Source organism: Leptolyngbya sp. FACHB-36 (assembly GCF_014695955.1).
Lineage (GTDB): Bacteria > Cyanobacteriota > Cyanobacteriia > Leptolyngbyales > Leptolyngbyaceae > FACHB-36.
In genome coordinates this window covers 1-11,273 of record NZ_JACJPG010000429.1, presented here as the reverse complement: position 1 = coordinate 11,273, position 11,273 = coordinate 1, and the positions used below count along the sequence as shown (strand labels likewise).

Here is an 11,273-nt window from a genome sequence, read left to right as displayed (position 1 = left end):
GACAATGTATTTACAGGCGTGGCGTCCATTTTGAACCGCTGCCGTCCCGGTTGGCAGTGGAATATTGATACCTTCGGGCAGCGATCGCTCTATCGCTACTTAATTCAGCAGCACACCCCCGCCGCCTACCACTACTTGGCGACCTACGCCCTGCCTGCCTACCTGCAAACATCGCGTTGGGCAACTCGTGCCTTATTTACGGCCATGCGGCAGCGCTACAGTCGGATTGCCGATTTACCCAAAATTCAGTGTCCTTGCTTGGTTCTTGCAGGCGAGAACGATCGCCACATCGCTTCCGCTGCCAGTCAGGAAACGGCGCAGTTGCTTCCGGAGGCAGAGTGGCACTGCTACCCAAACACCGCTCATTTGTTTCCCTGGGAGATTCCCGATATCGTGCTGGCAGACATCGATCGCTGGATTGAGCAACACCCAGACGTTGTGTCGCAGTAAATACCGAATCCGTTTGTCAAGAACTGGAGTCAAAGAAACGGTTTGGTTTTCTAAATTGTTTGCCAAGAATGTGTGAACTTGCCAACAGATCAATCGCAAATCGCCCCAATCCCTGGTAAGTCTGAAATAACTGTGAGCGCAATTTAACTATGAGTGATTCTCGTATTGCATCCTTACTCAAAAATCTGAAAGATCCCCATGAGGATGTTCGCGATCAAGCGACTGAAGACCTTTGGCGTATCTGGTTTGGGCAAAAAGGAGCCTTGGGGCTAGAGGCAATTCGTCGCTCTCAACTCCTGCTGGAAACAGGAGATGTGTTGAATGCTGAAGCGGTTCTTAGCGAGCTGATTGAATCTCAGCCGGATTTTGCCGAAGCTTGGAACCGTCGTGCGGTGCTGCACTACATGCAGGGGCGCTATCGAGCGGCAATTGCCGACTGCGAACGAGTGATTCGGTTAAATCCAATCCATTTTGGGGCGCTGCACGGACTTGGCTTATGCCACGTTGCACTGGGTGAGTATTCGGCAGCGATCGCCGTCTTTCGCCAAGCGCTTGAGATTCAGCCATTCTCGCTGGCGCACCAGCGTTGGATTTTGGAGTGTACGGCAAAACTTAGCTAGCGCAGATAGTACAGAGTGAAATTTTTCTGTATTTTTCCACAACGGCGAACTAATTCTGTATTATAAGTCTGCTCGTAGCGAACAGCACGAGTCACGAGTGATTAGAATCACACAAAGTTCTAGCTTTAGATCACTACATAGGCAGGGTAATCAGCCGAAAATTCATTTAGAGATCCACTACTACCATGAATAACATTATTAGACGTCTAGTAGAAAAAGCGCTACACATCAAACAACTCACTCCTGACATCGAGAACGAGATCAACTACGAACTGACTCGCATGGGACACATTTCCGATGTCGACTTTGAAGCTCTTGAGCTGTTGATGGCGGAAATGGATGCGGGGCGAGTTCAACTGGTTGCCAGCCCTTAGCGGTCAGAGTGCCTGAAACGCCTGCCGATGGGTTTGCCAGACGAGACGCATAAATTGGTTAAGCTGCTGACGCTTGGCACGATCAGTCACTTCATCCTCGTCTCCACTTGACGCATACAGGGCCGTTAGCAGTGGCAAAACTTCGGTATCCAGGGCACTGCGGAATAGCACGATCGGACACAGCAAATCCGCTCCACCTCGTAGATCAATCCAAGCGCCCAACACGTCGTCCTCAGTCGAGCTAGGGATTGCCAGCGCAAAGGGTCGCACCCAGCAAACTTGGCGATCGTCTACAACCTGTACCACTTCAGCATACAGGCGGCTGGTTTCGTGCTCTAGGCAAACGATTTGACAGGGTTGGAAGTTCGCTAGGTTGGGCTGCTTCAAGGCTAAAGCCAATGAGTGAATCGCACAAGGTTCTTTCCATTCTAAAAGCTTGTAAGCAGAATTGAATCCGTGCGTGCTACAGTGCATACTCTGCGACGGGTCGCTGCTGAATAAAGCAAAAGTCAAGAATGCGTCGCTAGAGGTACTCGAATTAAACGGAGAGTGGTATAAAGAGATTAAGTAGTGTAAACGCTACAGCCGATCGCCTGCGTAGCGCCTCCCGTAGTACTGGGCAATAAGTGATGGGCGGCTGCAACCTACGGTTCATCGCATCTTTGCTAGTCAATAGTTTTTTGTTAGTCAATAGTTTATAGAGAGGATAGAGCGGTGTCTGTCGAAACCATTGAACAGCGTTCAACGGTCAGAAAACTTGCGCCCCGCTACCGGGTTTTGCTTCACAATGATGACTTCAATCCAATGGAGTACGTGGTGCAAACTCTAATGCAAACGGTGCCCAGTCTGACCCAGCCCCAAGCAGTAGATATCATGATGGAAGCGCACACCAATGGCGTTGCGCTGGTCATTACCTGTGCTCAGGAGCACGCCGAATTTTACTGTGAAACTTTGAAGGGTCATGGGTTGAGCAGCACGATCGAGCCGGATGAATAGAGACAGCTAGCGACTTGCTGCTGTGATAGCGTGCTTTTAGACCGTTTGTGAGTGGACTGCATTCCTTGAAGCTCAATCTGTCCAAGCTTGCTCGATGTCCTGCCCCCGTGCGGATTGGGGCGTTTTTACTGATCCTGCTCCTTTTCTGGGTACCGTTAGCAGGACCGATCGTACTGCTTGTTCGCGATCCGAATCTGGCGAGCATTCTTACTTTGCTGCTGCTCTACGTTGAATTCATCGTTCTGGTGCGGCTTTGGGGGCTGCATGTGTACCGTCAGCCAAACGTGCTTTGGAGGTACGGCTTAGAGTTTAGTCGTCGCAGCGGGCAAGAATGGCTAACGGGATGGACGATCGGAGCGGGCAGCCTGTTCATTCTGTTTATCGCTGAGAGTCTGCTCGGCTGGCTAACTTGGAAGCCGTCTACTTCGCTGCTGCAAGTGGTTTTAGAGGGATTGCTGATGTCCACGGCTCTTGCGTTTGCCGAAGAGCTGCTGTTTCGCGGTTGGCTGCTGGACGAGCTTCAGCGCGACTATGTACCCACTGTGGCGCTTGTTGTGAATGCAACGATCTTTGCTGCAGTACACGGCTTCAAAGTCCAGTTTCCCGCGCTGATTCTACTGGGTGCAACTCTGGTTTGGGCAAAGCGCATTCACGGAGAACGCTGGTTTGGCGGATGGCGCGAACGACTAGCGCTGCCAATGGGTCTGCACGCGGGACTGGTTTGGGGCTACTACGTGGTTAATGTTGGGCAGCTAATCGAGTATACCGATCGCGTCCCTAACTGGATTACAGGCGTCGATCGCAATCCACTTGCGGGGGCGATCGGCATTCTGTTTCTGCTTGGACTAGCGGTAGGAATTCGCCAGCGCACCGTTGCCGATCGCTAGAGGATTCAGCGTTGCGGGACTGTCACGATCGTCGTATCCAGAATTGGCTGACCGTTGTGGGTCAAGCTTTGGTGCTGGTTGGTATTCAGCGACACGGTAATTTTATGCTGTCCTGGCTCCAGTGCCAGGTAATACCAGGTTCCGTAGAGCCGTGTTACCTTGCGACCATTAACAAACAGGTGTGCGTGTCCTTCAGTTAAGCTACCTTTTTGGCTGATTCGCTCCGGAGCAAATCGGAAATTAGCAACCTTAACCTCTAAATTCCAGCCGTCCATTGGGTCTGGGTGTACGACTAGGTTGACTGAAGGAACAGGTTGCCCTTTAGGAATCTCAACGGTGCTATGGTGTGCGCTTTCAGAAATCGGACTGTGACCACCGTCTGCCGAGTGAGCGAGGAGGTGATTTTGGGCAAGCTGACTACCCAAGGCGATCCCGGCGATCGCCGGGATCGCTAACCAGTGTTTTTGAATCATTAGCTCGGACGTGATTGTGATTAACGAGAGTTCAGGATTACTTCGTCCAGCCTTTTTCGGACTGAGCCAGAACGTAGGCGGCAACAGATTCAATTTGGTCTGGCGTCAGCCGACCTTTGAAGGCAGGCATCGCATTTTTGCCGTTCGTCACTTGGCTGATGATTGCCTCGGCTGAGTCCATGCCGTACTGCTTTAGGGCGTCCGCTTTCAGGTTTTTGTTTGCAGCAACCACATTTCCGCCACCAAGGTGACACGCCGTACAGTTGGCGTTAAATACTTTGGAACCAACGGTCATATCCACGTCAGCAAGAACAGGAGCACTGAACGCAACCACGACAGCAATTGCGATGACAGCGATCGTAACGAGAAGTGCTGCAATTCGTTTTTTCATTGAGTGTTTCTCCTCGGTTAATAAACGGCACCTCTAATACTGAAAGGGTCTATTGGGCAGTGTCAAAAGACAGGCTGTCAAACTACGTCTACTGGGAATTCAGTGTTGGAGAAGGCTGCATTTAGCGGACAATCTGAAGTACCTTGGTAAACAGTCTGTAAGGAACTCGATTCAACTATGGCTTCTTTGCCGAATCACCGCCCTCAGCAGCTCTCGCTCGGTCCGCTGGAGCGCGAGATTTTGCAGATTGTTTGGGAGCTACACGTGGTCACCGTGAAGGACGTGCACGATCGGATTCTGACAGATCCCGATCGAGAACTGGCGTATGCTTCTGTTACCACCGTGCTGAATCGGCTGACAAAAAAAGGCTGGTTAGCTTGCGATAAACAGGGTCGCAGCTTTTCGTGGCGACCGCTCGTATCGCAACCAGAAGCTAGGGCGCTTCAGGCGTATGAGCAATTGAATCAGTTTCTCGCTGTGGGCAATCCGGATATTGTTGCGGCATTTGCCGATCGCCTCGATCAAACCAGCGTCGAGCAGCTAGCCGCGATCGCGCAGCGCCTGCAAGCCGCACGCAATGCTAAGGGGACCAAGGAGGAACCGTAAAGTGATGCATCTCCTGATGCTGGTCACGGCGATCGTGACCGCTTGCAGTATTCGCTGGCTGTGGTTCGACGGAGCTAGCAGTTGGAATGAGCGGTGGCAGCGGGCGCTAGTTGCCTTCGTGCTGCCGCCCGGACTGCTGCTAACGACCGCGATCGCCATTGGTTTTATGGGTCCGCGTGGTCAGATGGTGCGCTGGTGGGAAGGCTGGGGCATCTACGGGTTGGCGACGGGCTTCTTAACGGTGGCGTTCGTGATTTGTTTGCGGCTGCTAGTAGAGATGGGACGATCGCTGCATAAAATTCATCAGTACTCTGCTGTAGACGTGCATGGTACAACCGGACGTCTAATCGACAGCCGAATGCCGTATATCGCCCAAGTTGGCTTTTGGCGGTCTGAGTTGATCGTGAGCCAAGGCTTACTCAAGACGCTAGACGAGGAGCATCTCAAAGCCGTTCTTGTTCATGAACAAGCCCACTGCGACCATCGCGACACCTTTTGGTTCTTCTGGCTGGGTTGGCTGCGACGACTAACGGCTTGGCTACCGCAAACCGACGCACTGTGGCAGGAACTTCTCATTCTACGAGAGCTACGGGCGGATCAATACGCGGCGCAGCACGTCGATGGCTTGCTGCTGGCAGAGGCGCTGCTGCTGGTTGTGAGTGCACCGATGGAGCCGGAGATGGCCTACGCCGAATTTAGTGCAATCATCGTGCGCGATCGTTTGACTGAACGCATTAACGCCCTACTGGCTCCCCCATCGGAGTCGTTGACACCTAGATGGACTTGGCTGTGGCTGGGCGGTGCTTTCCTGCCACTGCTGGCAATTCCGTTCCACGTTTAGCCGCTCAAGCGTCGCTTATGCTGATTAACCATGCAGTAGTGCTAGCAATTGCTAACCTGTGCAGGAATGGTAGCTTCAGGGTCAATCGATACAGCAGAAACGCGAGAGGTTGCAGGCGGTTTGCCAGTCTCTGCTTCTATTGCAGCACTTCTTCGAGTCTCTGCTGGTCCCACAGCGTTTGATAAAGTCCCGATCGTACGATTAGCTCAGCATGGGTTCCGATTTGAACAATGCGCCCTTGATCCATCACAAAAATGCGATTGGCAGTCGCCGCCGCAGAGAGTTGATGGGAAATAAACACCACGGTTTTACGATCCGTCCCCTCCGACAGATTCTTCAAAATATCCGTCGCGGTCTGATTATCCACACTAGAAAGGGCATCGTCCAGAATTAGAATTGGCGCATCAACGAGCAGCGCGCGTGCCAGTGCGGTCCGCTGTCGTTGTCCTCCAGAGAGCGTGATGCCGCGCTCCCCAACGATCGTCTCGTACTGGTGTGGAAAGTTGAGGATTTCCGAGTGGATCTGCGCCTGCTTTGCCGCTTGGATGACCTGATCGGGAGCAGCGCTGGGAGTGCCGTAGCGAATGTTGTTTTGAATCGTGGTGCTGAATAAAAAACTGTCTTGCGGAACGTAAGCGATCGCTTCTCGTAAATTTTGCACGCGAATCCGCGTGACATCGTAGCCGTCCAAAAACAGTTGACCGGGAGCAATATCCAGCAAGCGCGGTAGCGCATTGGCTAACGTGGATTTGCCAGAGCCAATCGGTCCTACGATCGCCACAGTTTCTTGCGCAGCAATCGTAAAGCTGACGTGGTCAAGCGCAGGGTGTACAGGTTCGTGAGCCGTCACGATCGTCGGATAGATGTACGTAAGATTTTGCGCGTGCAGTTCTCCGCTGATGTCGGCAGGAGCGAGTGCGATCGCGTCTGGACGATCTTGAATTTTGGGTTCAACGGTGAGGATGGATTCGATGCGATCGATGCTAACCTCGCCGCGCTGATAGGCTGTAATCGTGAAGCCGAGTAACGCGGTAGGAAACGCCAAGCGTTCGACGTAGAGCAGCAGAGCGATGAAGCCGCCCACGGTAATTTCTCCACTGCTAATGGCACCCACACCAAACCACAGCACTACCAACAGACTCAAGCTAGAAATGCCACGCAAAATTGGAAACAGAATGTTGCGCGTTAGCGCCAAGCTCAAGTTCGCGTCTAATAGCTGCTTATTTAGCTGTTGGAATGCCTGTCGCTCGTTGTCTTCCTGGGCGTAAATTTTGACTAGGGCGATGCCGCTTAAGTCCTCCTGAATTAATTGACTCATGCTGGAAAGTTCTTCCTGCACGGTAAGTTGCTGAAGCCGTAATTTGTCGCTAAATAGCTGCACCAGCACCAGCATCAAAGGATAAACCGACACCGCCAGCAAGCTCAATTTCCAGTTAATTGCCAGCATCACAGGTAGCGTTAACCCATAGGCAAAGACCGTATTTGCCAAGCTCAACACAGCGAACCCCAGCAAACGGCGAATGTTATCAACATCACTGGTGGCTCGATTGATCAAATCGCCGATCGTGTTCGTGGAAAAATACGAGGGTTCTTGTCTCAGTAAATGGCTAAAGATCTTCTGCTTCAAGTCAAACTCGACTTGCCGTCCCACGCCAAACAGCCAAATCCGCGATGCCATTCGCACAACCCACATAATCGACGCCAGCACCAGCACCAGGACCACGTAATACAACACCTGGCTAAAGCTGAAGGTGACTTGCAGTTTGTCGATGCTGTCGCGGATTTGCAGGGGGATATAGACGCCTAAGGCATTGACAATGAACAGTGCGGTAATGCCAAGGGTGGCGGGTCGCCAGTGAGGACGGAGGTATGCACCAAGTTTTTGCAGTCGAGATTGAGCCATGCGCGATCGGGAGTAGCAGGAGGCTTTCTCATCGTAGACGAATCTGGGTGGGGCGCTGTCGATCGAGGGAAAGAACCGCCAAGGGCGACTGTATCTAAAGCAGCAGTGGAGAACGGATACGGCAGAGGACACGCTGATTCTTGATCGTCTCTTTAAAGCGATCGAGAAAACTCCTGTATTTTTTCTCGATAATCTCCACTACAGGAGATGGCATTGGAGAAAATTCGCAATAACGTTTTCAGCGGACGAACACCTAGAAAAGAACTCTTGACAATGTCGCTATTCGGGTATTACCAAGAATTTTGTTTGTGTAATAAATCGATGAGACAATAGTTTCAGATCATCGGTAACGCGATCGCAAAAGCGTTCAAGCCAAATTAAAGGCAGATAAGGAGGTGAAATGAGTAGCCCAGCATTAAGTTCGGCTGTTCCAATTCTGGCTTCGCTAGATATCACCAGAACTATCCAGTTCTATTGCTCTGTACTTGGATTCACCAAAATCTATGAGGAGCCGCTGGTTTACGGTATTGTTCAGCGCGATGCAGTACAAATTCACTTCTGGGCATGTCCTGAAAAACACATTGCTGAAAACACTGCATGTCGTATCAATGTTAAAGAAATTGATGCGCTGTATGCCGAGTACCAACCTAAAAAAGTTATTCATGCAAATGCGCCATTGCAAGAAAAGCCTTGGGGAACCCGTGAATTTGGTGTTGTAGATGAAGATGGCAACTTAATTACCTTCTTTGAAGAAATTCAATACGATTAGCGTCATTTGTAGCGCTTGAATCATGGATCTTTGTAGCTGTCTCAGTATGACAATTCAAATGTAGCAACTTTGGCGGATAGTATCTGCAACCGTTAATTTAAGCCGTTATATCTAAATACTTAAGTTTAGATTTTTCTGCGTTTGTTTTGTAGAAGGGGTAAGGCAAACGCAGGAAAATCGCGTGCTTGTTCAGCAAGGGTTTTAAAGTGCTAAGCAAGAATCTTGAAGGGCTGAAATGCTCAACCTTCAAGATGCGAAAATTTTCCTGCGTTTGCCTTGGGAAAACCACCGTGTAGGAGCGCAGAGAGTTAGCGAGGGGTAGGGGCTTGCAGGGGGCGTATCCAACCGCGCAGAAAGTAAAAGATAGAGTTGAGGTACTCTTCGATCGCTTGGCTACTGATATAAAAGGCGTCGGCAGTAGGGAGGAAGTCAGTGACGATAATTTCTCGCTCAATTAGGTCACGTCCCTGAACGAGCCTGGCAAGGTTTTCAGCGGGTGGAAGGGTGTAGAAGTCTGTAGGGCGAGCAGTAACTATGGCCTCGTTAAACACGCGGTTGAACGTTAGGACAGCGCGGTTCATGCTGAGCGCCGAAGTCACCAGGGTCAGTTGGTTGCCAAAGTTAATGCCGCGCTGCTGGTCAGACAGCAACGCCTGCACTCGCTCTGCGCTGCGTCGCAGGCTATTGCCCCCACTATCGAGAAGAATGCTGCCTTCAGGAACGTTGAGTTCTCGCGTTAGAAAGCGCTGGATATCTCTGGCTTCCGAAATGTCTTCATCGCGTTCGCCATCTCGCCGTCGCCGTTCGGGACGCACTCCTGCGCTAACAACGATGAGTGGATTTGTGCCCAGTCGGGATTCTTCCTGAAAAAGCTGCGCGGCATAGAGAATGCGATCGCCCCGCTCCGTTAGCTGAGTGGGTAGCGCGGTCAGAATTTGAAACGTTTCTGGAGTAATCGGACGCTCAATAAAGGGAGGATTCGCTGGGGCTGCCTGCTGCGGCGTCCGTAGCTGCGGGCGCGTCGTTTCTTGTCCCAGAAGCACAATCACGCGCCGAGAGCCAGGAACCGTCAGAGCAGGCTGGGGCCGGACTTGCTCGATCCCCTCAACCTCTAACTCTCGCGTTAGGTAGTAGGAGACGATCGGAACGCTCCCTAGCGCCAACAGCGTCAACACCAGCAGAATCAGGTTCTTCGCCGTTTTTCCAAGCTTCTGCCCAGACAGCAAAATCAACAGCAGAATAATCCCCAATCCTAGCGGGCTAAACGGAAAGGAGATAACGCGCCAGAGCACTTCCAAAACGCCGCCGTCTAACGGAGGACCCTGGAAAAACGACAGCGCCAGCACCGCCAAAATTAGCAGCAGCACTAGCAGACTTAAGAACGCTCTGGGCAGCGATCGTAGCAGCACAAACCAACCAATCAGACCCACCAACAGCCACAACAGAACCTGGGTCAGTAGCAAGAAAACGTCCGTAAGCAGTAATACCATGCCGCCCTTGACCTGACTGATACAACTGAACTTGCCAGCTTTGTACAGACACCATGATGCAGCTAAATCGAAATTCGGACGTATAAAAATTTGAAAAATCTTCAAATCATTAACGCATTAGCCATGATCGGTCTCTAAGTTCTCATCTAGCATTGCAGTAGGAACCCTCTGACGCCCCGAATGTTCAGGCTTGGGAGAGAAACAGCCTATGTCCTCTGGATTGCTTGTTATTTTGATTGGAATTGGAATTTTCTGTTACAGCGCTACTAAAAGCGTAGAGCTTGCTCTTGCAGCCATCGTGTTCACGTTTTTGTTTTCCCTCATTACGGGGGAAATGTTTAAAAAATAAAAAAGCGGGGTGTTACCGCACTCGGTACATCCCGCTTTCTAAGCCAATTTATTATGAGTGAAGCAAATTTAGCAAGCGCCAACCTTAGCAATAATGACGTAAATGGTCCGCGCGATCAGAAATAGATCATAAAGCGGGTGCCACTGAGCTTGATAGCGCAAATCCAGGCTTACGATCTCCTCAAAATCTTTGACGCTCGATCGTCCATTTACCTGCCATTCACCTGTTAGCCCAGGTTTCACCATTAAGCGTTGCCAATGGTGTGACTCATAGCGAGAGACCTCATCTCCGGTTGGAGGACGGGTCCCCACAAGGCTCATTTCACCAATTAACACATTCCAGAACTGTGGGAATTCATCCAAGCTTGTGCTGCGCAGAATTCGCCCGACGCGAGTGATACGCGGATCGTCTTCGTTCTTGAAGATCAGCCCTTTTGCTTCGTTCTTTACCTGTGACTTCAACGCATCTGCATTTGCCACCATTGATCGGAACTTGTAGATCCGAAACGGGCGACCCAGTAGACCGTAGCGAATCTGGGAATACAGCACAGGACCCGGACTGTCCAGCTTGATTGCGATCGCTAGAGGAATAAATAGAATTGCTAAAACTGCTAGCCCTACCAGACTGCCAAGGATGTCAAGCGATCGCTTAAACATACAAACGGTAGAGCGGTGAGGACCATCGAGACTTGATGGAATAGAGATAGAATGTTCCATCACTACCGGGGGCAATGCGGCTTGCATGATTGCTGTAATCGGTATAAATACGGAAGGCTTTCGTTTGACTATAGTTCCAAGCCTTAAACCCCTGCTACCGTCTGTGAAAACACTCACTTAATCTTCATGGGGAGCGCTTCAAACTAATAAGTTTGTAAAGCTTCTGTAAAGCCTGGAACAAAACGGCGTCCTCTCGATCCTGTAGAGTCTAGAGATCGTCGTCCGTTGCTCACTTGAGCAATCCTTTCCACTTCATAAAGATTCTGCAAAGACGACCGCCAAGCTTCTTCGGCTAGTCAGCTTGGCAACGTCAGTAATTCAACGTCAGTAGCTCTAGACGTTCAGCACCTGTAGCTGCGGCAGCAGCACTTGAAACGCCTGTCCGCGATGGCTGAGCGATCGCTTGAC

Annotated in this window: 14 protein-coding genes; 8 read left to right on the top strand and 6 right to left on the bottom strand. The window is 51.0% G+C overall.

Annotation, left to right across the window (positions count from 1 at the left end; all coding sequences use genetic code 11):
• From H6F43_RS12070 to H6F43_RS12060, 3 genes are all read left to right on the top strand, one after another.
• On the top strand, window positions 1–450 hold a 450-nt coding region (locus H6F43_RS12070), incomplete at its 5' end, for a dienelactone hydrolase family protein (protein ID WP_190343003.1).
• 149 nt (window positions 451–599) lie between these two features.
• A complete protein-coding gene (locus H6F43_RS12065) occupies window positions 600–1,070 on the top strand; it encodes a tetratricopeptide repeat protein (RefSeq protein ID WP_190343002.1) in 471 nt (156 codons plus the stop codon).
• Window positions 1,071–1,255: 185 nt separating this feature from the next.
• Window positions 1,256–1,444 carry a hypothetical protein gene (locus tag H6F43_RS12060; protein WP_190343001.1) on the top strand — a complete coding sequence of 63 codons (189 nt, stop codon included), beginning with the start codon at window positions 1,256–1,258 and terminating at the stop codon, window positions 1,442–1,444.
• Between the two features lie 3 nt (window positions 1,445–1,447).
• Here the strand turns inward: H6F43_RS12060 and H6F43_RS12055 are convergent, their stop codons facing one another.
• Entirely contained in the window at window positions 1,448–1,831 is a 384-nt protein-coding gene (locus H6F43_RS12055) for a hypothetical protein (RefSeq protein WP_190343000.1), read from the bottom strand.
• A gap of 327 nt (window positions 1,832–2,158) precedes the next feature.
• Between H6F43_RS12055 and clpS the strand changes: the two genes are divergently transcribed.
• Window positions 2,159–2,440, top strand: coding sequence for an ATP-dependent Clp protease adapter ClpS (gene clpS, locus H6F43_RS12050; protein WP_190342999.1), 282 nt, complete (start codon window positions 2,159–2,161; stop codon window positions 2,438–2,440).
• Window positions 2,441–2,505: 65 nt separating this feature from the next.
• Window positions 2,506–3,327, top strand: coding sequence for a type II CAAX endopeptidase family protein (locus H6F43_RS12045; protein ID WP_190343006.1), 822 nt, complete (start codon window positions 2,506–2,508; stop codon window positions 3,325–3,327).
• 5 nt (window positions 3,328–3,332) lie between these two features.
• On the opposite strand, the gene H6F43_RS12040 is transcribed toward H6F43_RS12045, so the two are convergent.
• Both H6F43_RS12040 and petJ read right to left on the bottom strand, forming a co-directional pair.
• Window positions 3,333–3,800, bottom strand: a complete 468-nt coding sequence (locus H6F43_RS12040) for a hypothetical protein (RefSeq protein ID WP_190342998.1) — start codon at window positions 3,798–3,800, stop codon at window positions 3,333–3,335.
• 37 nt (window positions 3,801–3,837) lie between these two features.
• Window positions 3,838–4,191, bottom strand: a complete 354-nt coding sequence (gene petJ / locus H6F43_RS12035) for a cytochrome c6 PetJ (RefSeq protein ID WP_190342997.1) — start codon at window positions 4,189–4,191, stop codon at window positions 3,838–3,840.
• Window positions 4,192–4,368: 177 nt separating this feature from the next.
• Between petJ and H6F43_RS12030 the strand changes: the two genes are divergently transcribed.
• Together H6F43_RS12030 and H6F43_RS12025 are read left to right on the top strand one after the other, a co-directional pair.
• A complete protein-coding gene (locus tag H6F43_RS12030) occupies window positions 4,369–4,797 on the top strand; it encodes a BlaI/MecI/CopY family transcriptional regulator (protein ID WP_190342996.1) in 429 nt (142 codons plus the stop codon).
• 4 nt (window positions 4,798–4,801) lie between these two features.
• Window positions 4,802–5,638 (top strand): M56 family metallopeptidase, encoded by an 837-nt coding sequence (locus tag H6F43_RS12025; RefSeq protein ID WP_190343005.1) that lies wholly within the window; start codon window positions 4,802–4,804, stop codon window positions 5,636–5,638.
• 136 nt (window positions 5,639–5,774) lie between these two features.
• Here the strand turns inward: H6F43_RS12025 and H6F43_RS12020 are convergent, their stop codons facing one another.
• Window positions 5,775–7,541 (bottom strand): ABC transporter ATP-binding protein, encoded by a 1,767-nt coding sequence (locus H6F43_RS12020; RefSeq protein ID WP_190343004.1) that lies wholly within the window; start codon window positions 7,539–7,541, stop codon window positions 5,775–5,777.
• A 400-nt stretch (window positions 7,542–7,941) separates the two neighbouring features.
• On the opposite strand from H6F43_RS12020, the gene H6F43_RS12015 reads away from it, so the two are divergent.
• Entirely contained in the window at window positions 7,942–8,310 is a 369-nt protein-coding gene (locus H6F43_RS12015) for a VOC family protein (protein ID WP_190342995.1), read from the top strand.
• 308 nt (window positions 8,311–8,618) lie between these two features.
• On the opposite strand, the gene H6F43_RS12010 is transcribed toward H6F43_RS12015, so the two are convergent.
• Together H6F43_RS12010 and H6F43_RS12005 are read right to left on the bottom strand one after the other, a co-directional pair.
• Window positions 8,619–9,800 (bottom strand): YdcF family protein, encoded by a 1,182-nt coding sequence (locus H6F43_RS12010; RefSeq protein ID WP_206754558.1) that lies wholly within the window; start codon window positions 9,798–9,800, stop codon window positions 8,619–8,621.
• A 417-nt stretch (window positions 9,801–10,217) separates the two neighbouring features.
• Window positions 10,218–10,805 (bottom strand): sugar transferase, encoded by a 588-nt coding sequence (locus H6F43_RS12005; protein WP_347272404.1) that lies wholly within the window; start codon window positions 10,803–10,805, stop codon window positions 10,218–10,220.
• Window positions 10,806–11,273: the final 468 nt, after the last annotated feature.